Here is a 22,213-nt window from a genome sequence, read left to right on the forward strand (position 1 = left end):
GAATAACTTAGTAAAATTAAGTAAAGTCTGCCTCATACAAATCATCTTGCTAGTCTTTTATATGTCTTTTTGCTTAAGCAAGACACAATCCAATAAGGCAGAAATGAATACCATAATAGAGGGCGGATTAATAAAGCAGATTCGGCACGAGGAAAGAACAAGAAAAAAGAAAGAAAACTAGCAAGCATTGCCATTTTTGCTGGTTCACCAGATTTAGATATCCATAATGTGAATTTTGCAAACAGAAACCCCATTATTCCTAAAGCAATTGGTGTTCCAATCCAACCAAAGTTAAGATAAGCTTCAGCGATGAAAGAAAATCCATAAGAACCACCGTGCATAGCAAAGTAGGGATTTATTTCTTCGACCAACCATTGCTCAGGGATACCTCGTGCTACCGTTGGGTGAATTGCTCCGAAATAATTAGGTACTAGCGTGAGTAAGGCGTATAAATAATCAGTTCCCATTTGAAAATTTCTCACATTTGGAACTAAGTCTAAAGTGGCAGCTACTGTCAACATAGAACTTCCCATTTCTGATATTGCTGCAACTATAGGATTATCTATATTCGCAAATGTTTCGATTAGAAAATCAATTGATAATCGGTCTTGAGAGCCAATATTTCTAATCACTGCAATCAAAGGAATAATAATAAACATGATTACAGAACCTACTGCCAGCAATAAAGTTTTAGGAATTGGGTAAATCACATGATGCCATAGCCAAGCAAAGCTAATTAATGGCATTACTCCTTGATTTCGCTGACCCAAAATAAACTGGATAATTGAGTAAATAAGGACGATAGCTATAGATATAAACTTTGCTTTTTTTTGATACTTACTTCCGACTAATATAAAGAGAGCTGAAGGAATCAGAAAAGCCGTCAATATATTAGGTATAGCACCAACACTTGTGGCGTGTTCTACTTGGTATAACCCAGAATAACCGGAAGCCATGACAAGTGATAAATTATTACTGATGGTATAGATGGCAGGAAATAAGGATATACTAAGCAAGAAAATTCCAACTCTATAAGAAGACTTGCTACTTATATAAAATGCTTGTGATTTGGGGCTAATTTTTTGTTCATTCGCTGGAGATTGAGCAAAACTGATTAATGCTCCTAAGTGCCATGCCCCTAGTGACAATATAACTAGAAATAAAGAATCTAGTAAAGTGATGGAAGAAAATCTAATAAAATCAAACCCTCCTAATAATCCATCTTTATTCAGATGAAATATTTCTATGAATGCTTGTCCAGCATTGAAGAGAAATGCTGATAGTAAAAATAACAGATAAGGATTGAATAAACTTTCCGCGAGAGTATACCATGACCAAAAAGACCAAATAATTTGAATGCAAACTACCCAAGAAAAGAGGGGGATTAGTGACTCTGGTTGAGAATCAAATGGCTCATATAGTAAACGGAAGATAATCAAAATTATCATCATAAACAAATGAGCCGCAATTATAATTTCTGCGTGTTTATGATTTGGTTTGATAGTATTGATTTTCATAAACTTTTATGAGACTTTCTACACTGTATTTAATATTGAATTTGCTTTTTTCTAGGGATGCTAAACTACGGTTTTGACTGTCGTGTCTCCGAGCATTTCGTGCGGCTAAAACTGCTTCAGCCCATACAGATGCAGGTTGAGATAAGCTGAGGCGTTGTGTTAGTGACTCTACTTGATCTAGCTCTCTGGGAATCACATCAGACATAATTATGGGTAGTCCAGCCGCTTGAGTTTCTAGTCCGACGATGGGTAGCCCTTCGTAGAGGGAGGGAAATAGAAAGAGATCCATAACGCCTCGCATCAGATGGGGAACATCAGATCGAGTACCTGCAAATATCACTTTGTCAACTAAATTTGATTCAACCACCTGTTGCTCAATCTCTGTCCGTAAGAAACCTTGACCGACTAGCAACAGACGCATCTTTGGTTCTTTTTGGGCAACTGCGGCAGCGATTTCTATGAGAAATTTGTGATTTTTTTGCGGCTCAAATCTACCGACATGACCAATGACAAAAGCATCCCCAGGTATACTCAATGCAGTGCGAATTGTGCCAGTATCGATGACCTCTTGAAATGGTTTGAGGTCAATACCACAATAAAGAAGTTGCCAACGAGGATCAGTTGTCCAGCCAGAGTTAAATAAATCTACAGCTGCATCTTGGCTACACGCTAAACCAACACTAGCGTGATGAGTAATCAACTGTTTCATGAAAGCTAAATATAACTTGCGCTGCCATTTAGCCTTAGTTTCTTGGTAAGAGCTATCTAAATGGCTATGGGCGATACGGGCAGGCACACCGGCCAACTGTGCTAAGTAAAGTATGAAGCCGGTGTAATGATGAACATGACTGTGAATGATATCGTAAAGACCATGTTGGTGCAGAATACGCCGGAAATTATGGGCATAGAACCAGGGATTTGTCGGATTAGGACAGGGAATAACTTGACTACCAAGCTGACGTACTTCGTCATCATAATGACAAGGCTCGGTAGTATGGACTAAAAAATCCATGTGAATGCGATCGCGATCAATGTGGCGCAGGACGTGCATTAACCAGGTTTCAATTCCGCCTCGATTCATCCCCCCTACAACATGAAGTACACGTATAGGACGCTGAACGGCTAGTTTTTCATATTCTTGAGGTATGACTTTGTTGCTTGTGTAATACATAAATAATTACTCCCGAACTAATCAAAGCTTGCACTGTAGCTGCTAGTAACAAAGCGATCGCCGCTCCTAGCAATCCCAGTTTTGGCAACAACCACAGACAACCTATTGCAGAGATACTAGCTACGGTAATAAACAAAGGTATTTGAATCCGAAAATACCGGGCTGCGGTCATTCCGTAGCCTAAAAAGGAGGATATATAGTTCATTCCGGCCGTCACCATTAGCCAGACAAACAAATTATTCTGCTCTGCATATTCAGATCGATATAGCAGTGTAAGAATTTGCTCTCCAGCAAAGATCGCCACTAATACACCTGTTCCGCCAATGAGAACTGCAATACCCACCAACTTGAGTAAGAGTGAACGAAAACCTTGGCGATCGCCTGCGACGTAATATTTGGCTAGTTTAGGTGTGGCTGAATCTCCTAAAGCATTGACTAGCATATTTCCTGCCACCATCAAATAGGCTAAGGCGGAAAAAATTCCTAGTTCCCGTTCGCCTAGATATTGCTCAATAAAATAGAGTGGAATATTGCTATTGAGTGAAATGAGCATCATCACACATCCCAAAGGCAAACAGAGCCATACCAGTTTGGTAATAGTTTTCCGATGCCAGCATGGTTGTAACTGTGACTTCCGCCTGAGCATTAAGAAGCCACTGCGAATATCATAGGCAAACAACACCAGACCCCAAGCCAAGACTAGACCTGCTACTCCTCCCAAAATACTGCCAGATATATATATTCCAATTGCCAGAAATAGTAGTGATAGAAGACCTTTGAGCATTAGTGATAGGGCTATTCGATCCATCCGTTCCTGCTGCTGAATCAACCCATAAAATACGTCGCTAATCGACTCAAATGCTTTTGCTAGACCGATGAGCGAGATAGTTAAAATGGTTTCCCATCGATATCCTCCTAACAAAATAATGATGGCAATAATCAAAAGAGCCAGCACAGTTGAGATTAGTCTAAGACCTAAGTAATCACTAAATAGATATTGTTTTTTAGCATCCGTTGCTTGCACAGATCGCAAATGGAGATTTGTAAACATAATTACGGGCGCGGTGACTGCAAGCCCCAACGTAAACTGCCCCACCATCTCTGGACTGCCGAGTTTAGCCATCACTACGAGCATTCCCCACTGGCAGCCTGCATAAACTAAATTACCAATGAATGTCCAAGAGAAGTTTTTTCGTAATGTTAATGGCTTATTTCTTAACATACATTTTTGAGGAATTAGTGCTTACTTTTTCAACCTATTACACACCTTTAGTCTCTATAGTCGCTAAGATATTTACTTTAGAATTAGAGCTAGCCAAACTGGTATTATTTGTGTATGGAATAAAAGTTTTTTCTTGCTCATGTTTGTATCCAGCCACTAATTTCTCTAGAAGAAAAATTATAGAACTAGGATTATTATTTCTAGCTTCAGAACATAATGCTTCTACATTAATGGCTAGATTTTTTGGCAAGATTCGACTGGCATTTTTCACAATCATGAGTTTCTCATGTTGAGTTGGCTCATATTCCTCCCCGTCAATAAACAGTTCTTCAAATAATTTCTCTCCGGGTCGTAATCCTGTAAATACAATATCTATGTCTTTATTGACTTCATACCCAGAAAGATGAATTAATTCTTTTGCTAAGTCCACAATTTTCACAGGTTGACCCATATTTAGCATGAAAACCTCACCACCATGCCCAACGACTGCTGCCTGCAACACTAATTGTACGGCTTCAGGAATAGTCATAAAATAACGGCAGATATCTGGATGCGTAACTGTTATTGGTCCACCTGCGGCAATTTGTCTTTTAAAAGTAGGAACAACACTACCGCGACTGCCTAAAACATTACCGAAACGGACTGCAACATAAGGTTTCCCACTATCTTTGGCAGCTTGCAGCACTAGCATTTCTGCAACTCTCTTACTCGCTCCCATGACATTAGTTGGATTCACAGCTTTATCAGTGGAAATCATCACGAAATTCTGCACATCATATTCTAGTGCCATATCCAAGAGATTTTTTGTTCCCAACACATTGTTAGTGATTGCTTCTGGTGAATTTAATTCCATCAGGGGGACGTGCTTATGAGCAGCGGCATGAAAAATTACGTCAGGCTGAAATTTTTCAAACGCGTATTTTAGTCGTTCTCTACAGCGAATATCACCAATAAAGCTAGAAATTTGAGGTGTATATTGTTGTGCTTTTACATCTTTTTTGAGTATGTAAATTAGCTGCTCTAATTCTTGTTGGATATTAAAAACAGAATTTTCTCCGTGTCCCATCAGCATAATTTTGGCAGGACGACATTTGCAAATTTGACGGCAAAGTTCGCTACCAATTGATCCTCCTGCACCTGTGATTAGTACCGCCTTACCTTTAAGAAATTGAGATACTCTTTCAATATCTGTCTGTATTGGTTCTCGTCTGAGTAAATCCTCAATTCTCACGTCTCGAATGCTGTCTACTCTGACCCGATTATTGAGGATTTCATGTATTCCTGGTAAAGTGCTAGTTTGGATGCCAGTTGCTTGACAAATATCGACGATTTCTCGAATAATTTTACCTGCAACTGTTGGCATGGCAATGATAACTTTCTGAATTTGCAGAGATTGTACAATGTTAGGAATAGTGTAGCGATCGCCTACTACGCTAATCCCGCGAATCTTGGCGTGTAATTTCTGTGGATCATCATCAACAAAAGCAATAGGATTAAACCCTAATTGCGGATTTCTTTGCATTTCTTCCACGAGGTCGATTCCTGCATTACCTGCACCCACAATTAGGACACGCTCTTGTAAAGAAAATACTGTATACTTTTGCCTGGTTCTTTCTATAATCCGAATACTGAAACGTACTCCACCAACGAGAATACAGGAAAGCAAGCCGTCAATTAATGGTATTGATGGTGGCAATTTAGCTATATTGAAATACGGTAGTAAATCCAAATTATAAAATATCAACATTTGGATAACCGTCGTAATGCCCATATACAAGATGATATTTATTAGTTCTTCAATACTGGCATAACGCCAGTAAAATCTATAAAAACGCAAATTCCACAAGACAATTATTTTGACGAATAAGAAAATTATTGTGACTCTTCCTAGCTCAGATATATATGTTCGTAGACCTATTGTGCCATCTGAAGATAGGAATAAAGCTAACAATGGTGTAATGACAAAGATAATACTATCAATGATAATTAAGTATTTGTTTCTGAGATTTAAAAAACTTTTCAAGAAATGGTTAACGGGTTTTTGTACCCACTGATGGTAATTCAAAAATAAGTCATTCATACCCGTGCAAGCCTCTAGATGATTTATCAACAAAGAATATATGCGTTAGTTGTCAGATTAACCTTTCCACACAAAAAGCTACAGTATGAATTGGAGTCCAGTTCGTAGAGGGATAGAGGATTAAAACCCTTACTCTACAACTGGTCTTCAATTAGTGAAAAATTTTGTAGAAAGTGGTGAGTTTTAATACCCCACTTCTTTGTACTGATTTATCTAAGCATAGCTTTTAAGCTATTCTGACTTCTAAATTCTTCTTCAAGTCAATGATGGGCTGTCAATAAACATGAGTCTCAGATAAATTAATTATCCATTATCTAGTGTACTGAAAATCATATATAGCTTTTCTTAATTAGATGAGGTAGTCATAATCCCCTCCTTGCTTCCGGGGAGGGGTTGGGGGTGGGGTTTTTGTACCTCACTCAACCGAGAAACGCTATATAAATTCCTCTGAACATGAGGTATCTCATACTAATATTAGTTTCCTCAACGTTACATAGCAAAAAGACCGTTAGGAAGACAGTATAAAATTGGCTTATTTTATACTTTGATTGATATATTGTATGAAAATAAATGGTGCAGGACTTAACTAAAGACATTATTGTTTTACCAGAAGATAATCGATTAAGTCTCGCCAACTTGGCAAAGAATCGAAAATAAAAGAATAAAGCAATCTTTGATTTATGTTTATCAAAACTTCAATTTTTAGCCACTCAGATGAATAATATTTAGCAAAAATATGAAGTTGCAAAACAAATTACTCTGAACATAGAATTAAAGATGTATAAGGACATTAAACCTTTATAGATGTTTATGTGGTTCAAATTACATAGCTGATTTTTATAATAGAATCTAAAGACGAAAAAGCAATGCTTTGAGGCTTTATTGTGTGATTAGAATGACACAGTTGGATAGCTTTTAAATCAAGTATGAGTAGTAATTAAACAGAATGAGTAGGAATAACAGAGTCATTGAGAACATGGTAGTTGGATTAGGTGACAGGGGACAGGTGATAGTGAAGGGAGAATGAGCGTTATGGATTAACCTGAACGCTATAACTATGTATGGTGAATCCCCAGTGAGGAATTTGAAAATCAGTGCTACGCTGTAAAAATCGCTGAATGTCGCGTAGCCTGGAAGATGATAAATAACAAATATAATTCATCAGCTGCCAAGCATTACGGTATTGCCGACCCCATACGCAGCGACTTGAGTCGGAAATTTAAACCATCCTTGATCATAAATGCTTCAAATCTTACAACCAGATTTTTAGTCAGTTTGGTTTTGGCTTGCGGGTACGAGTTTTAGGCTGCTCGGTTGGATTTATCCGTTTGAAGTATTTCTAGTTGATGGTAAACCCCTGATTGAGTACGAAGTTAGGGAAGTTAAACGGGTAGAGAAAATACGCCAAGACGGTAAAACTGTTGTGAAGCGATCGCCTGGCGATGTCAAACGGGTCAAACGTAACCGCAGCCGCGACGCTTTCAAATGAAAAGTCAGAACTCATATCCGGCGATCGCCCCAAAACATGGGAAAATATATTTTGTTCCATGGCCTTGATTTCGGAGCAAAGCAACGTGACGAAGCCAACCCTAAGTGCAGCCGTTCAAGAATTGATCCAGAAAGCTCGAATTGTCAGTTTTGCTACCTGGCAGAGTACCCATCCTCTGGCAATAATTCAGCGATTCCAGGCGGCAGATGATGAGGGACGCTACCTCACAGATGAAGATTTACAGCAAATTCAGCAGCTTGTGCCATCAAGCACAGCATTCGTTATAGTAACTAGGGAAATGCGCGATCGCGTCAATGAAATTGTAGATGAAGCCAGAACCCAGGTATTGGAAACATTCCCTAACATCACTCAACCCGGTGGCGGACTCTACCCAGCCGCTAGGGCAGATGCCTGCTGGCGTGATTTTTGGCACTTCCTGCGCTGTATTACCTATGGCATCGCTGGACAGCATACTGACTACACCAGCACGGAAGGATTGCACTATATGCAACTGCTGTATCAAGAGTTGCAAGTGCCGTTAGATGCAATGGTGGTAGGACTAGAAGGTATTAAGACTGCCAGTTTAAAGCGAGTTGAACCAGACCAACAAGCCCAGATAGCCCCCTATTTCGATCATTTGATTGAGCAATTAAAGCGATTTTAATATGGTTAATATCAAACTATTTCTTTATAATCAGGTTTTTCAAAAAGTCAACCCCAAGATATTTATTTTTATAAAAATCATATCTATAGTGGTTACGACTGGAGCAATTCTCTTAGAATTATGGAATGATTATCTGCTAATAAATAACCAGCAAATTTTAAATCATTTAAATATAATTCTTTGGATAGGGCGAATTGTTATCACAACCCATTTTTTAGAAGCAGTAATAGCAACTACTTATGCACCTGCAAAAAACAGGACACCATTACATTATGGTATTTATACTTTTTTTGTAGGCACAATTGGTTTGTTAGAACTATTTAATCAGGAAGAGTTGTCCTAAGTTGACATTTTTACTAATGTTAGCTCGCTAAATCTTCACGAAATTGAAAACGTCCTCAGCGATGCGATCGCACTTGCTCATTGACGTAGCCAGCAAAATTGAATCAATTATTTTGCCTTGTTAATTATTGCTTGGTTGGGTTTCTAAAAGCTTGTCGTTTTTCTGAGATGGTACTTTTGCTGGTTGGCTATCAGTCGATGAATTTTGTTTAACTTCCACTGTTGGCACTACCACAGAAGAAGAATCGGGATTTTTCGACTCCGTAGGTGGTGCGCTTGGTAGTATCACAGGTTTAGGCTGTTTATCAACTGGGGACGGGGTAGAATTCTGGCTACTAGAGGGTGGGGAATTTTCTAAAGAGTTGGCGGGGTTAGCTTTACGAGAGGAACGAATTTCCCGCAATGTCTCGACTAGGGATGGTGAAGCTTCAGTGTTAGATGAGGGAGGAGTTTTTTCAGAATTGACCCTTGCTGATTCTCCAGTGTTGGGTTGTGGTGATTGTTCTGTAGCACTGCTGTTGGTATTTGCAGGTTCAGTCTGCTGTTCAGGTAAGTTGCGTCTGCGTCGTCTAAAGTTGGTAGTGGGTGTAGTTTCTCCAGAATCAACAGTGGAAGATTTGCGGATATTGTTGTTTTCTTGTGGGGTAGTGTTTTTACCCCCTAATTCTAGTGGGCGTTCTTCAAACAATGGTTTGGAAGGTGACTTGGGTTGGGAATCAGAAAACATATTGGTGATGCCAAAACCTGCGGTAGCAGCAACTAAAGCTACACTAACACCCAAGAAAACCTTAGAAGTCGCTAGCTTCTGAACCATGATGGCGATGTTTTTTAATGGCGAGGTTTTCTTCACACTACTGAAAATATTGCCGCTAGCCGCATTTTCAAGATTGTGAACAGATAAATCGATAGTAGGGACTGCATAGGTGGGGATGACTTGCGGTGCAACGTTTATACCACTACCTGGTAGTAGTTGCAGCCACTCAGCAACGGTGGCGGGACGAAAGCGAGATTCTACAGCCATTCCACGCATGACGGCTTGGTTGACAGATGCACTGAGATGGGGTTGCAGTTCGCGGGGGGCTGGCATTTGTTCGCGATCGCGTAATAATGCTGGTAAGGGTACTTGTCCTGTTAATAAGGCATACAAAGTAGCTGCCAAACCATAAACATCTGTAGCGGGTGTACGCATCGCTTGGGTTAAATACTGCTCAATAGGGGAATAGCCTTCAGATACTATCCCTGTGTGAGTTTGCCTCACGCCATTATTAAATTCACGGGCAATGCCAAAATCAATTAGGACGACTTCCTGAGTGCCTTGACGAAGAATAATGTTATCTGGTTTAACATCTCGATGCAGTAAGCCATTGCTGTGAACTACCTGCAATGCTGCGCCGATTTGTCGGATGTAATGAATAGCTGTGGCTTCAGGTAAGGGTATTCCTGGCAAGATAAACGCATCTCCCAAGGTTTCCCCACGAATATATTCCATCACCATATAAGGGAGTCCGTCTTCTACAAAAAAGTCGCTGACTCTGACAATATTGGGATGAACGCAAGTAGCTAACCTTCGGGCTTCATCTTGGAATTGTTGTTCGAACTTCGCAAACTCAGAATGTTGTCGCAGTTTTTCATTAATTGTTTTCATCACTACCTCCTGTTCTAAGTAGTGATGAGTAGCTTTAAACGTGATGCCAAAGCCACCGCGTCCAATTTCTTGGATAAGGGTGTATTTCCCACCCTGCAAAATTTTACCTGCTACCATAGAGAGCCTGCGTCCTGAGTCCTGATTCCACGATGAGAATACGGTACTATTTTCTGGTTGTCGGGAGAGAGCCAAATCAAAAGCCTGTCCATATTGATTGTATTAGTTAACTAGCTCAAAGTTCTGCTGCAATCAGGACAATTGATTTTTTGTATCTCCCGTCTTGGTCAAACCCTTCTGTGGTTGACTATAGTTTTTTCTTCTCAATAATACAGTAGGCGAAAAATAATGCCCATCTAAAATAATATTTCCCAGAGTATATAAAGATTTAGTAAATCAAGTAGCAGGGCAACAATTACTTTAATACGTCGATTGGAACTGATTTGACGACCGGAAACTAATAAACGCACCAGTAGCCAGAGAGAGTAAATTTGAATGGGTAGGAAGAGTAAAATTAGACCAATTACAGATGTGCGAAATGCTCTATCTGCGGTTTCATCTGCCCAAGATATTTTTTCTATATCATCATCTTGCAGCCATTCGTCTACTGAATCTTCTATCTCGAACTCAGAAGATACTAAAACTTTTTTGGCTTGTTCTAAATCTGTTTGATTAACTTGTAATTTAATCCAGCCAACGGCTACTGTTAGATGCCATGCCATGTTGACAGTAGACTCATTAGCTAAGTAGCATTGAATGCCTTCAGATTCTAATAACTGCTTGGCTAAATTGGCATCAACATAGTTACTAAAAGTGGATACTGTGACAAAATTATTAACCATGCCGCTTTGTGTAATATATTGAATACAGCAAGATTTATTTGTTCTGGAATTGCAGTATAGGTGTAAATCAGGAATTATAAGTTATCTCGAAATAAATTATAATAAACCTATGTAAATACCGTAGACTAAAGTAGCAAAATATTTAACTGATTGATATTGGCAAGTAATCGCTCTGGTTTTGAGTCAGCAGTTAAAACCCCGATTTTTATCCACAATCGGGGTAATTTTGTTAACGTCCTAGCATTTTATCGCGCAGTTGCTTGATGCGATCGCGCAATTTTGCCGCCTCTTCAAACTCTAGGTTTTTCGCTGCGGCTTTCATCTGTGTTTCCAGTTGGGTAATCAATTCAGGAATCTGCTCTAATGGCAATTCAGATAAATTCTCCTCTACAACTTTAAAATCTCCTGCATTCAATCTTCTCGAAATATCTAAAAAAGATAAAATTGCATTACCTGATCTTTTCACAATTGGTTGCGGTGTAATTCCGTGCATTCGATTATGTGCCATTTGAATTCCCCGCCGTCTATCAGTTTCTTCAATAGCTTTCACCATGCTGTTGGTAAAATTATCGGCGTATAAAATCGCTTGTCCTCGGATGTGACGCGCGGCTCTCCCGATAGTTTGAATTAAAGAACGTTCGGCTCGCAAAAATCCTTCTTTATCAGCATCCATAATTACCACTAAGGAAACTTCTGGTAAATCTAAACCTTCCCGCAGTAAGTTCACACCCACCAAAACATCAAATTTACCCTCTCGCAAATCTTCTAAAATTTCAATGCGCTGAATGGAATTAATCTCTGAGTGTAAATAACGCACCCGAATGCTGTGTTCTTGCAGATACTCGGTTAAGTCTTCCGCCATGCGTTTAGTTAAAGTGGTAATCAATACCCGTTCTTGGCGATCAATTCTATCTTTAATTTCTCCCAACAAATCATCAATTTGTCCGTCTGTGGGACGCACAAAAATCTCTGGGTCAATTACACCAGTCGGTCTAATTACTTGCTCGACTATCCTATCTTCAGAAATTTCTAATTCCCAATTCCCTGGAGTAGCGGAAACGAAAATACATTGATTGACTTTCGTCCAAAATTCCTCTGCTTTTAAAGGCCGGTTATCCGCCGCACTAGGCAGTCTAAAACCATGTTCAATTAAAACTTTCTTTCTGGCTTGGTCGCCGTTATACATAGCCCGAATTTGCGGTACAGTAACGTGAGATTCATCAATTACTAACAGCCAATCTTTAGGAAAATAATCAATTAAACATTCTGGTGGTTCTCCGGCTTGTCTACCTGCTAGGTGACGAGAATAGTTTTCTACCCCGTTACAGTAACCAACTTCACGCAACATTTCTAAGTCATAACGTGTACGCTGGTCTATGCGTTGAGCTTCCACTAACTTACCAGCTGCTTCTAGTTCTGTTTTTTGTTGTTTTAATTCAGCCGCAATGTCTTCACAGGCGACTTCTAAACGTTCCTCTGGGGTGACAAAGTGACGCGCTGGGTAAATATTCACAGCTTGCAAACTATTGATAATTTCACCCGTTACAGGGTCAATATAGCGAATTGCATCAATTTCATCGCCAAAGAATTCTACCCGAATAATCCTATCTTCGTAGGCGGGGCCAATTTCTAAGACATCACCCCGGACACGGAAACGTCCCCGTCCCATTTCGATATCGTTACGACTGTACTGTACTGAAGTTAAATCCCGCAAAATCTGGCGTTGATTTACTTCCATCCCAATTTGTAAGGGTATAGCCGCTTTCAGGTATTCGGCGGGGATACCCAAACCGTAGATGCAGCTAATTGATGCTACAACAATCACATCACGCCGTTCAAATAGCGATCGCGTCGCTGAGTGACGTAGCATATCAATCTCATCATTAATCGCCGCCGTTTTCTCAATGTAAGTGTCGGTAACAGGAATATACGCCTCTGGCTGATAGTAGTCGTAGTAACTGACAAAATATTCAACAGCGTTATTGGGGAAGAACTCCCGCAACTCATTACAAAGTTGTGCAGCTAGGGTTTTATTGTGCGCCAAAACTAAAGTCGGCTTACCCACCTTCTCAATTACTGCTGCTATGGAAAATGTTTTACCTGTTCCCGTCGCCCCTAGTAAGGTTTGGTAACGGTTATTCGCTTCTATACTAGCAACTAACTGTGCGATCGCTTGTGGTTGATCACCAGTCGGACTAAAGGGAGCTTGCAGACCAAATTCTGTCATACATTTGTACTAAGAAATACCCTATCTCATAGTAGCGTTAGGGAGTGCTGAGTGCTGAGTGCTGAGTAATGAGTAATGAGTAATGAGTGATGAGTGATGAGTGATGAGTAGTGAGTGCTGAGTGGCCATTGTATTTTTCTCCCCCTGCTTCCCCTGCTTCCCCTGCTTTCTTTTCCTCAGTCCCTTTTCAATTCAGTAATCTTACTTTGCAAAAATTCTTAATTTAAATTTACTTATATCTCAGTTTTGAAGATACTTATATCTATGCAAGGTTGTTTAAGGTTAAACTCTGTTATATAGGAAATATTTTAAGTTTTCCTTAAATATTGTAAAGTTCAGTTACGAAACCAGAGGTGTCTAGTTATGACCATCAGCACTAATGGCAAAACAGTCAGCCCTCGGCAAAGACGTGCCAAACTTAAAGGAGAAACAACGGTGGAAGTCGAAAATAACCAAGGTCATAGCTCGAATCAAGAACAAGTCGAAAAAGGTGCTAATTTACCAGTGCAGTTAGAAAAATCGAATAAACAAGAAGTGGTAGGAACGTTAGCCGTTGCTGGAGAGCGTCCTATTACTAGTAGTGATTTAGAAGTTGCTCATACATTTTCCAGTGCTGGAATACGTCCCATTGGTGTAAGTCATTTGGAAGTAGTTGAGACAATAAATATAATGGGAATTCGTCCCATTGGTGCTAATACGTTCCAAGTTATGGATAGTATTAACTTGTCAGGAATTCGTCCAATTTCTTCTAGTGCGCTAGTTATTTCTAGCAACTATTCTGTAATGGGTAATCGTCCAGTTGCTCCCAACGAGACAGATGATTCTGATAGCCTAATGGGTTTTATAGATTAGATAAGCAAAGAATCTCATTAATTTTAATAAATCCATTATTAACCCAGTTGCTGATAGTGACTGGGTTTTTGATTGAGAAAATATATATAGGTATCCGATTTGATTTCTGTTGGCGTAGCCTGCGCTTGCGCTTAAAAATCTAAGATACAAGGTTGGGTTAAACGCAGCGCAACCCAACATGGACTCAGAAACTCAACATAGATATTGGTGTTGGGTTTACCTTACGTCAACCCAACCTATATTTTTTGCAACACCAAGAAATTAATTTATTGTCAGCAGAAAAAACTGGTGCAATATATAGGGAAAGCGGGTTTTTAAAGTTTCAGATTTATCATGTAATAGATAGAAAAGCTATATATGTTTGTTGGTTTTATGTCTTTGTGTATAGGTCAACAATATATCCTGTGGAGGAAGTTAGGAAAAATTTATAAAGTTAGATTGTATAGAGTGATAACCAAATAAATTCAAAGTTAATTTATTGCTTTGAAGCTAATCATTCATAAATTTAGGAGTGCAAAATGAGTTTAGAAGAAAGAGCGAAAGCTACAGGTAAAAATATTGAAGGGAAAGCTCAAGAAGCACTCGGAAATGTGACTGGTGATCCTGAAGATCAAGCTGAGGGCAAAGCCAAGCAAGCCGAAAGTCAAGTACGTCACGGTGTCGAAGATGTCAAAGATAACGTGAAGAAGAAGCTTGATTAACTCTAGTTTGTTTTAAGTATTTGAAGGCTTTTCCGGGTGGAAATATAGCATTGACTGTAGGGATATGTATATCATATCTCTACCTTCCTACACTGGTTTTGAGCATATAATTCATATTTAAATAAATAAAAATTCAAAATTTTAGAAAATTGTCTAGTAAAGATTTTAATGGGAGGAAAAAATATGATTCTGCTACAGCAGAGTCGCAAATTTTTGACGACTTTTGTTTTAATTTTGGTGTTGATGATAGTTACGGCTTGCGGTGGCGGAACAATAACACAAAGTGACCGTATTACCTCACCTCCAGCCATTGGTAGAGATATAACTTATTCAGAGTTAGAGAGAGGTAACACCCCATCAGGACAAAGTTTTGGTAACTGGGTTGTACAAACATCTAGGGGATTAGTCCAAGATGCTTATGTACGTGATAACAACAAACTAGGCGTTGTGATTTCTCCTCAAGTCCGTCCTAACGAAGTGAAACCTTTAGCCAAATCTTTAGCACAAGGTTTTCGGAAGAATTTCCCCAATCAAAATTTAACTGTTCTGATTTACGGGCCTGACAAAAAGCTAATTGTAACTGCCAAATACGATACTCAAACCAATCAGATTCAGTATACCTAATAGAGTTCGTAGTTAGGACTTAAGTCTTAACTGCAAACTTTTAAAACTAGAAGGAGATGAGAAAAGTGACCAGCAGTGAAGAATACAGACGGCAAATCATGAAGGATTTAGCTGGAGGAAATATTGAATCTCTAGATGATGTAAGTAGTGATTCTGGGACTCAATACGAAACCTTCGATGATTTTGCTCAACGGACAACACCAGATCAACGCCGTAGTTTGTTCAATCGTTCCTTGCAACCAGAACGGATTCCCCCTAGTAAAATGGAACCCGAATTGCAAAAAGCGATCGCCCAAATTAAACCCAACGAACGGGATGATGTCGCACGCGCCTTTTTCAAACATTTCAAGCAAAGAGGTTTAGACGACCGCCACCTAGAACAGCAATTAGGTCTTTCCACACACCACGCCAGCCGGATGAATGCGGATGATGTCAGTCGGCTTGCATCCTTCGCCTATCACAATCACCCCGACATTTTCCGCGAAGTTCTAGCCGAACAGCCAGGGATTATCAAGTTCCTCAGCAATCCTGTAGTTGCAGGGATTATCGGTATAGCAGCCGCCAAGTGGTTGGGTAGCCGCAAATAAAGAGTGCTGAGTTCGGTTAGCCGTAGCGAGACTTTGAGCAGAGTGGTGAGTGCTGAGTCGAAAGACCTTTGACACTCACCACTCATTACTCATTACTCATTACCCATTACTCACCACTCATTACTGCGTTCTGGGTTTGCAACAATTAATCAGTGGCTGATTAGCTATTTCCTCTAAGCCAACTGAATGAAGTAAAGTTGTCCACTTTGTTAGTAAAGATTCATTTTCGGGATTGGTAAGGCGTAATTCTGCCAAACTTGCAATAGCATCATACCAAACACCATTTGTGGCATAAAGCGTTACTTTTTGTTGGAGTTCTGCTTGTTTTAGTTGTTCTGTTAATGTTGAATTTTGGTTAACCCGTTGCACCCAACCCTCTGCATAATCCAGTTTCAGAGGTAGTTTTTGGCTGCATTGAACCCGTACCTTAAAAAACCAGTGATACATTGTTCCTACCTGCAATGAGGCTTCACCTGGGGGTAAATGAACGCTCATAATTCCTGGTGATTCTGGTGGTGTCAGATAAGTACGGTATACAGTTTTACTTTTATTCTGAGTTTGTTCTTGCAAAACAAACTCTATATTGGCGATAGATGAAGCATTGTAGGGAACAAAAAAGAAAAAATCAGGATGTTCAGCGTTTGTTAAACCCCAAACTTGAGTTATGGGAACAACCGCTTGCTGATCTTGGTTAATAGTCTGTTGGTAGGTTGGGACTAAGGCTGTTACTGTTTGACTCCCTGCATCGCATCCACGGCTTGCGGCCCCACTTCTCGAACCGGCTGCACTACGGTCTGGTGGTGGCGGTGGTGGGATAAATTTGACCGAAGCAAGATGATGATTAACTGGTAAAGCCTGAAGTTTTAAAGGGTAGGATATATTACTAGTCAATAGTATCCCCAAGGCTATAGTTAATTGAAGGATTTTCATAATTTGTTGTCAAGCAAAAATATATTTTTATGATTGTTTGATAGGCTTGATGACGGTCATGACAATGACAGCACTACCTCCTAAAGCGATCGCCGCAGGTACAAAAGGAATCCAAGAACTGTATAGTATTAATAATATCAAGCAAAACCCGTACAAACTCAGAAATACCCCCCCAACTGACCAGCTTAAATAAGTGGGTTGTCGCAGATATGCAGCAAGTACGCCTCCAATAACAGCCCAAACCCAAACCCAAAACACTTCACCCAAGAGATTCCAAGTCCTTAGCAGAGGCCGCCCATCCAAAGCTGCACTCAACAAATGACTCACCATCTGTGCTTGTAAACAAACTCCGGCGATTTCCTGTGACTGACCTTTTGCTGAAGCGTAGGGAGTCAATGAATAATCTCGAAAACTTTCGGCTGTTGTGCCAATTAAAACTATTTTGTCTTTAACTGCATCTGCTTGTAGTTTACTAGTTAATGCTTCTTGTAAAGTGATGCGGGGGGCGATCGCTTCTAAGTTAGGAAAGGAGCGATAATTGAGTAAAATTTGGTGTCCTAACGCGTCAATCCCTTGGTAGCCTCCGGTATGAGCCTCAATAGGTTTTAAAGTTAGCTTACCTAATTGCCATGCTCCATCAGAGGCAAATTGTAACTGAATTCCTTCAGTATATAAATAACGTAGAGCCAACTGCACATTTAAAGCATAAGATGCAGTACAGGGAGATGAGGGAGGGGGAGTTAAAGCCAAGAGATGACGACGTACCACATTATCCGCATCAACGACGATATCACTAAAGCCGAGAGAGTCGGGAGAAATTTCTGGCGGTGGTTTGATACCTGGTTTGCTAGTTTGAGAGTTACTAACTTGACATACTCCCACAAAGCGATCGCTATTTCTCATGCGTTCCGCCAACTTTGGATAAGCTGGCTGTACAGCATAGTCTCGGTATATATCCAAACCAATTGCCCGTGGTTTATACGCCTCTAATTTGGCTAATAACTTATCTAAAGCCTCGTCAGACAGAGACCCCCGCCTATTGGAAGACTGAGCTTGTACATCTTCTTCCGTAATTTCAATCACCAGTATGCGAGAATCTGGTTTCTCCTGGGGACGCAAACGCAGCATATGGTCAAACGCCATTAACTCCCATGATTGCAGTAAACCAAAATACCTTACTCCCATTAACAATGGTGTGATGACTATGCTGACAAGCATGACCGCAGACAAAGCTTGTCGTAGTTTGATACCTCTGTTAGTTGGGTTTTTGGGTACAGATGTTATTTGCTGACTATTCTGGTTGACGTGTAATTCTCGCCATAATAAAGGCATCGTTGCCGGATTTTGATAAATTACAGGCAACCAAGTAGCACAAGGAAATTGCGTTTCTAGTCCTTGCAAGCGTTCCCGCGCTTCTCTAACAGCTATGTATAAAGATTTGCCACGAGCAAATGCTTCTAAAAAATACTTCAGAAATTCTTGCGCTACCCTATCAGGAACTGGTTCTCGCATGACGATGATTTGGGGTATATGCAAATCTGCAAACTCCCGCGCCAAACCCAAACCATCACAAGAGTTAAAAATTGCTAAATGCAAACCCCGTTCCACTGCTTTTCGCAAACCGTACTTTAATTGAGTAATTGTCAAGCTTTCCGTTTGATTAATATCAATTTTCCCTTGATTACTGCTTCCATCAGTAGCACTATGTCCCGCGAAAAACAAAATCTGCCAGTCTTGTTCCCATAGCTGGTCAGTGAGGTCTTTACCTGATGGCTCAACTAGGAAAGTAGTATTGGCATGAGGCAATTCTTTCAACAACTGACTGTCTGTTTGGATATCAATTCCCTCACTATTACCCAAAATGGCTAAAACTTTCACCTGTGGTTTAGGCGGTGAGTTGCGGCTAACTTGTTCATAACTAGGCGCACTCAGAGCAACTTCGGCATTGGGATAGCGTTCTAATAAATCCCACAAATGCCAAGGCAGTTTTTGCAATCTCAGGTCATCGGTTTGTAGTAGTACGCGGATATGGTCTTCTGGTACAAGCCTTTCCAGCCATTTTTCACGGATAGGACGAAAACTATTGGATGATAGCCAAGTATTTAAGTGAAACCTCAAATTATCCGCCGCTTTTTCGCAATCTTCTAAGGAAAGGGTTTGTTTTGATTGCTTAGGAATACCGATAGGACGACCAGAAAATTTAAGTTGACAATAAATAGATTGCCATTGATGGTAACAAAGGGGAATTTCTGGGTTTGGTGGTAGTTCGCCAATAATTTCTACAATTGGTCGCACATTTTCATCACCAATTTGCAATATGACGGAAAATCCCGCCTCAAAACTTCCTGTGCCTAACTTTAAAACTACTAACTTACCCAACGTCAGTACCCCAGATATGGCAATGTAACTTACTTTAGTACGAAAGGTTACACTACTGTGTACGACTGTTGTCAGGGTATATGCAGCAAATGAGTCGTCAACGTGCTTCTAACCAAGATTGTAAATCAGCAACACTGGTAAAATCTAACAGTGCTTCACTCAAATCTTCGAGAACAGGCACACAGTAGCTCTAGTAGGGAAGGGGGTTAGGGGGTTATGTTTCGCGTGAGCTTTTCCACGTAACATGAAAAGTCAAGATATGAGACATCCGCTTCAGACTAAAGTATAAGAAATCATCTATTGTTCGTTGCTATGGAACTCCACGAAATCGAAACTAAATTGCAAGACGCGGATTTTCAATACCGCCTCAAAGCAATCTCTGCCCTCCAAGATTATCCCACCGATGTCGCTGTTCCTTTACTAACCCGCCATATCCAAGACCCAGAGTTTCTGGTGCGAACATTTGTTGCTAGGGAGTTGGGCAAGCAAAAAACGTCTGAATCCTTTGCTGCCCTGCTGCAAATTATGAAGTTTGATAACACGCCCAATGTGCGGGCAGAAGCTTCTAACTCCCTATCCTTATTTGGCAGGGTTTCTGCCTCTCATCTAGTGCAGACATTTTTGCGAGATGATCACTGGTTGGTGCGGCGCAGCATTCTGGCAGCCCTTGTAGAAATGGACTGCCCTGAAGAAGTGCTGGAGGTTTGTGCTTTGGGACTACAAGGGGAAGATGCCGCAGTGCAGGAAGCAGCCGTAGATGCGCTGGGTTGGTTGGCTAGTTCCCGTCAGTCTGAGGCTGCTTTGTCTCAACTCCTGATGCTGAAAAATTCTGAGGCTGAATATATCCGGGTACGCGTTGCCTATGCCATAAAACATTTTGATGCCTCCGAAGCCAAAGAAGCCCTAGCAGAACTGAGACAGGATGCTGATTACCGAGTAGTGGGGGCAGCAATGGAAGATTTAGTCCCGTAAATCTTTCTTTTACCTTTTACCTTTTACCTTTTGCCTTTTAACTTTTTACTCGTTCTGTAAGAGACACCTATAATGTATCCATGCGCTCGGACAACAATTCGACATAAAGGTCTAGACGTATTGTATTAATATCTACAGAATTTAATATTTAGACTAGCAGAATTGGTCAAGAGCAAACTGTTACTGAGTATTTTTGTTTGCACGAAAGGAGAAAGACATGGCTGAAATTCCCACCGGCGGTGAAATGCTCTGGAAAATGGAAGGAGACGATCGGGTCTTATACCTGCGGCATAATTCGTCGGAGCAGTGGCGGCCGTATGAAGAGTTTCCGCAGTATGTTTTACCCGATCCTCAAGGATTTTCTAAAGGGATTGCTACCTTTTTGGCATTGCTGAAGAAAGATTGGACGGCAACTAAATCTTAATAGCTAAACTTTCCAAGCTGGCGCGTGTAGTGCGGCGGGTTAAAGCATGAGGTGTATCTAGCTCTTGTGGAGGGTGACTAAGCAGGCGCGATCGCATTTTGTCACTTAGCCCCTGCACCTGGGTAAAATCCGCTCCGGCAATGCTTTCTAACTTCTCGAACTCAACGCCAGTCATATCTGCTGCCCGCAAATCTGCACCTGCCAAATTAGCACCATTCAATCGAGTATTACGTAAATAAGCCCCCGCCAACCAGGCTGTCCGCAAGTCTGCCTGACTTAAACGCGCCCCCTGAAGATTCGCAAGAGTTAGATCAGCACCCCCCAAATATGCCCCCAACAAGCTTGCACCTTGCAAATCAGCATTCCGCAAGTTGGCTGTATTCAGCTGCGCCCCATTCAAATTGGCATTTGGACCGATCGCCCCAGAGGATTTATAGACAAAGCCTTCTGGAAAAAGGGTCTGGCTATTATATTTAGCCCCTAGCAACTTGGTGTCTGTCAAAATCGCTCCCCGTAAATCTGCACCACTGAGATCAACTCGGTACAAACAAGCTGAGAGTAAATTTGCATCCCGCAAAATAGCTTGGCTGAGATCCGCTCCCCGTAAATCAGCTGCACTGAGATCAGCTGCACTCAGATCGGCTTGACTGAGATTTGCTCGAATTAGAGTGGCTCTATGAAAATTGGCTTTTTGCAGTTCCATCCCACTGAGATTGAATTGGTATAAATCTTGCTGACACAGAGCAAGTCCCGCCTTGAGGACAGCCAAAACGTCTTGGGGTGTCTTGAGAGTCTCCCTGCTGATCATGAGTTGAAATCGTGAGATTATTTAGGGGTATTGTACCGCGACACTAATTCGTAATTCGTAATTCGTAATTCGTAATTCGTAATTAAATTTATTTTGTTTGTTTGAGGATAACCTATGGCGTTGATCACACCGATGACGATGATGGACTTTTTTCGTAAGAGTGAAGGAGTCTGGTTTACCCACCGCACGGTGCATCACTTTGATACGGTAGCTGATGAGTCGGGAGAATCAAAGTTATATGTGGGGGTGATTACACTAGATGATCCACGGATCAATATGATTTGTGAACAGCAAAGCATCGATCCAGTGGCGGCGAAGGGAGGAGCTAGCTTTATGTGGCAAGCACACGATAGTGACCAAGAACCTAATCCTGAGCAGGCTGCTGTGTTGATTGATGTCCCAGATGATGAGACAGGGCGATCAGGCAAATTGCTCCGCAACCAAGGGTATGTGGAAAAGATTCCCGTGGTTAGCCGTTACTGGTTTGGCAAAGACGGGATTTTAACAATTGATACAGAATATGACAGCAACCAGGGACAGGAACGCTGCTGGTTTATGACAGATGATTTTCGAGTGCGCGTCAGTACAGTGCGGATGATGAATGGAGTATATTTGATGACCTATTGCTCCGAACGACGCTGTTTAACTGAGGCGAGTTTAGCAGAAATGGTGCAACACAACTTGTCTAGGGTTGGAAACGCTATTCACTAGTTAGTACAACTGACTACTGACAACTAACC

At 40.8% G+C, this 22,213-nt stretch carries 20 protein-coding genes and 1 pseudogene; 9 read left to right on the forward strand and 12 right to left on the reverse strand.

Annotation, left to right across the window (positions count from 1 at the left end; all coding sequences use genetic code 11):
- Nucleotides 1-41: 41 nt before the first annotated feature.
- The 5 genes from wzy to VB693_RS20095 all read right to left on the reverse strand — a co-directional run bounded on the left by wzy (nt 42) and on the right by VB693_RS20095 (nt 7,539).
- Nucleotides 42-1,517, reverse strand: coding sequence for an O-antigen polysaccharide polymerase Wzy (gene wzy / locus VB693_RS20075; RefSeq protein WP_323267791.1), 1,476 nt, complete (start codon nt 1,515-1,517; stop codon nt 42-44).
- Nucleotides 1,486-2,688, reverse strand: a complete 1,203-nt coding sequence (locus VB693_RS20080; RefSeq protein ID WP_323267792.1) for a glycosyltransferase family 1 protein — start codon at nt 2,686-2,688, stop codon at nt 1,486-1,488. The genes wzy and VB693_RS20080 overlap by 32 nt, the downstream gene beginning before the upstream one ends.
- Complete coding sequence (locus VB693_RS20085) at nt 2,648-3,910, reverse strand: oligosaccharide flippase family protein (protein ID WP_323267793.1); 1,263 nt, start codon at nt 3,908-3,910, stop codon at nt 2,648-2,650. Before VB693_RS20085 ends, VB693_RS20080 begins: the two co-directional genes overlap by 41 nt.
- 37 nt (nt 3,911-3,947) lie before the next feature.
- Nucleotides 3,948-5,990 carry a nucleoside-diphosphate sugar epimerase/dehydratase gene (locus VB693_RS20090; protein ID WP_323267794.1) on the reverse strand — a complete coding sequence of 681 codons (2,043 nt, stop codon included), beginning with the start codon at nt 5,988-5,990 and terminating at the stop codon, nt 3,948-3,950.
- A gap of 1,339 nt (nt 5,991-7,329) precedes the next feature.
- Nucleotides 7,330-7,539 (reverse strand): hypothetical protein, encoded by a 210-nt coding sequence (locus VB693_RS20095; protein ID WP_323267795.1) that lies wholly within the window; start codon nt 7,537-7,539, stop codon nt 7,330-7,332.
- 25 nt (nt 7,540-7,564) lie between these two features.
- On the opposite strand from VB693_RS20095, the gene VB693_RS20100 reads away from it, so the two are divergent.
- Nucleotides 7,565-8,143, forward strand: a complete 579-nt coding sequence (locus tag VB693_RS20100) for a phycobilisome protein (RefSeq protein ID WP_323267796.1) — start codon at nt 7,565-7,567, stop codon at nt 8,141-8,143.
- A gap of 1 nt (nt 8,144) precedes the next feature.
- The gene (locus VB693_RS20105; protein WP_323267797.1) at nt 8,145-8,486 is read left to right on the forward strand and encodes a hypothetical protein; all 342 of its coding nucleotides are present in this window, start codon (nt 8,145-8,147) and stop codon (nt 8,484-8,486) included.
- Between the two features lie 120 nt (nt 8,487-8,606).
- Here VB693_RS20105 and VB693_RS20110 read toward each other — a convergent pair whose 3' ends face one another.
- The 3 genes from VB693_RS20110 to uvrB all read right to left on the reverse strand — a co-directional run bounded on the left by VB693_RS20110 (nt 8,607) and on the right by uvrB (nt 13,196).
- The gene (locus tag VB693_RS20110; RefSeq protein ID WP_323267798.1) at nt 8,607-10,247 is read right to left on the reverse strand and encodes a serine/threonine-protein kinase; all 1,641 of its coding nucleotides are present in this window, start codon (nt 10,245-10,247) and stop codon (nt 8,607-8,609) included.
- Nucleotides 10,248-10,483: 236 nt separating this feature from the next.
- Complete coding sequence (locus tag VB693_RS20115) at nt 10,484-10,969, reverse strand: DUF2007 domain-containing protein (RefSeq protein ID WP_323267799.1); 486 nt, start codon at nt 10,967-10,969, stop codon at nt 10,484-10,486.
- 229 nt (nt 10,970-11,198) lie between these two features.
- Nucleotides 11,199-13,196, reverse strand: a complete 1,998-nt coding sequence (gene uvrB, locus VB693_RS20120) for an excinuclease ABC subunit UvrB (protein ID WP_323267800.1) — start codon at nt 13,194-13,196, stop codon at nt 11,199-11,201.
- Between the two features lie 363 nt (nt 13,197-13,559).
- On the opposite strand from uvrB, the gene VB693_RS20125 reads away from it, so the two are divergent.
- From VB693_RS20125 to VB693_RS20140, 4 genes are all read left to right on the forward strand, one after another.
- A complete protein-coding gene (locus VB693_RS20125) occupies nt 13,560-14,048 on the forward strand; it encodes a hypothetical protein (RefSeq protein WP_323267801.1) in 489 nt (162 codons plus the stop codon).
- A 518-nt stretch (nt 14,049-14,566) separates the two neighbouring features.
- Nucleotides 14,567-14,749, forward strand: coding sequence for a CsbD family protein (locus VB693_RS20130; RefSeq protein ID WP_190701575.1), 183 nt, complete (start codon nt 14,567-14,569; stop codon nt 14,747-14,749).
- A gap of 183 nt (nt 14,750-14,932) precedes the next feature.
- Nucleotides 14,933-15,373, forward strand: coding sequence for a hypothetical protein (locus VB693_RS20135; protein WP_323267802.1), 441 nt, complete (start codon nt 14,933-14,935; stop codon nt 15,371-15,373).
- 65 nt (nt 15,374-15,438) lie between these two features.
- Nucleotides 15,439-15,960 carry a hypothetical protein gene (locus tag VB693_RS20140; RefSeq protein WP_323267803.1) on the forward strand — a complete coding sequence of 174 codons (522 nt, stop codon included), beginning with the start codon at nt 15,439-15,441 and terminating at the stop codon, nt 15,958-15,960.
- 120 nt (nt 15,961-16,080) lie between these two features.
- On the opposite strand, the gene VB693_RS20145 is transcribed toward VB693_RS20140, so the two are convergent.
- The 3 genes and pseudogenes from VB693_RS20145 to VB693_RS20155 form a co-directional block, all read right to left on the reverse strand.
- Nucleotides 16,081-16,890, reverse strand: coding sequence for a DUF928 domain-containing protein (locus VB693_RS20145; protein WP_323267804.1), 810 nt, complete (start codon nt 16,888-16,890; stop codon nt 16,081-16,083).
- Nucleotides 16,891-16,917: 27 nt separating this feature from the next.
- Entirely contained in the window at nt 16,918-19,269 is a 2,352-nt protein-coding gene (locus VB693_RS20150) for a CHASE2 domain-containing protein (RefSeq protein WP_323267805.1), read from the reverse strand.
- A gap of 97 nt (nt 19,270-19,366) precedes the next feature.
- A pseudogene (locus VB693_RS20155) lies at nt 19,367-19,450 on the reverse strand (DUF4351 domain-containing protein); the annotation flags it as partial.
- 131 nt (nt 19,451-19,581) lie between these two features.
- Between VB693_RS20155 and VB693_RS20160 the strand changes: the two are divergent.
- Nucleotides 19,582-20,241 carry a HEAT repeat domain-containing protein gene (locus tag VB693_RS20160; RefSeq protein WP_190701591.1) on the forward strand — a complete coding sequence of 220 codons (660 nt, stop codon included), beginning with the start codon at nt 19,582-19,584 and terminating at the stop codon, nt 20,239-20,241.
- Nucleotides 20,242-20,458: 217 nt separating this feature from the next.
- Nucleotides 20,459-20,665 (forward strand): hypothetical protein, encoded by a 207-nt coding sequence (locus tag VB693_RS20165; RefSeq protein WP_190701594.1) that lies wholly within the window; start codon nt 20,459-20,461, stop codon nt 20,663-20,665.
- Here VB693_RS20165 and VB693_RS20170 read toward each other — a convergent pair.
- Nucleotides 20,655-21,473, reverse strand: coding sequence for a pentapeptide repeat-containing protein (locus tag VB693_RS20170; protein ID WP_323267806.1), 819 nt, complete (start codon nt 21,471-21,473; stop codon nt 20,655-20,657). The genes VB693_RS20165 and VB693_RS20170 overlap by 11 nt on opposite strands.
- A gap of 114 nt (nt 21,474-21,587) precedes the next feature.
- On the opposite strand from VB693_RS20170, the gene VB693_RS20175 reads away from it, so the two are divergent.
- A complete protein-coding gene (locus tag VB693_RS20175; protein ID WP_323267807.1) occupies nt 21,588-22,184 on the forward strand; it encodes a phycobiliprotein lyase in 597 nt (198 codons plus the stop codon).
- Nucleotides 22,185-22,213: the final 29 nt, after the last annotated feature.

This window comes from Anabaena sp. UHCC 0399 (genome assembly GCF_034931465.1).
GTDB lineage: Bacteria > Cyanobacteriota > Cyanobacteriia > Cyanobacteriales > Nostocaceae > Trichormus > Trichormus minutissimus.

Coding starts and splice junctions, on each gene's coding strand:
- VB693_RS20125 (WP_323267801.1), top strand. CDS start 13,560: ATGACCATCAGCACTAATGGCAAAACAGTCAGCCCTCGGCAAAGACGT.
- VB693_RS20080 (WP_323267792.1), bottom strand. CDS start 2,688: ATGTATTACACAAGCAACAAAGTCATACCTCAAGAATATGAAAAACTA.
- VB693_RS20170 (WP_323267806.1), bottom strand. CDS start 21,473: ATGATCAGCAGGGAGACTCTCAAGACACCCCAAGACGTTTTGGCTGTC.
- VB693_RS20110 (WP_323267798.1), bottom strand. CDS start 10,247: ATGGTAGCAGGTAAAATTTTGCAGGGTGGGAAATACACCCTTATCCAA.
- uvrB (WP_323267800.1), bottom strand. CDS start 13,196: ATGACAGAATTTGGTCTGCAAGCTCCCTTTAGTCCGACTGGTGATCAA.
- VB693_RS20105 (WP_323267797.1), top strand. CDS start 8,145: ATGGTTAATATCAAACTATTTCTTTATAATCAGGTTTTTCAAAAAGTC.
- VB693_RS20160 (WP_190701591.1), top strand. CDS start 19,582: ATGGAACTCCACGAAATCGAAACTAAATTGCAAGACGCGGATTTTCAA.
- VB693_RS20115 (WP_323267799.1), bottom strand. CDS start 10,969: ATGGTTAATAATTTTGTCACAGTATCCACTTTTAGTAACTATGTTGAT.
- VB693_RS20145 (WP_323267804.1), bottom strand. CDS start 16,890: ATGAAAATCCTTCAATTAACTATAGCCTTGGGGATACTATTGACTAGT.
- VB693_RS20135 (WP_323267802.1), top strand. CDS start 14,933: ATGATTCTGCTACAGCAGAGTCGCAAATTTTTGACGACTTTTGTTTTA.
- VB693_RS20095 (WP_323267795.1), bottom strand. CDS start 7,539: ATGGAACAAAATATATTTTCCCATGTTTTGGGGCGATCGCCGGATATG.
- VB693_RS20090 (WP_323267794.1), bottom strand. CDS start 5,990: ATGAATGACTTATTTTTGAATTACCATCAGTGGGTACAAAAACCCGTT.
- VB693_RS20085 (WP_323267793.1), bottom strand. CDS start 3,910: ATGTTAAGAAATAAGCCATTAACATTACGAAAAAACTTCTCTTGGACA.
- VB693_RS20130 (WP_190701575.1), top strand. CDS start 14,567: ATGAGTTTAGAAGAAAGAGCGAAAGCTACAGGTAAAAATATTGAAGGG.
- wzy (WP_323267791.1), bottom strand. CDS start 1,517: ATGAAAATCAATACTATCAAACCAAATCATAAACACGCAGAAATTATA.
- VB693_RS20175 (WP_323267807.1), top strand. CDS start 21,588: ATGGCGTTGATCACACCGATGACGATGATGGACTTTTTTCGTAAGAGT.
- VB693_RS20165 (WP_190701594.1), top strand. CDS start 20,459: ATGGCTGAAATTCCCACCGGCGGTGAAATGCTCTGGAAAATGGAAGGA.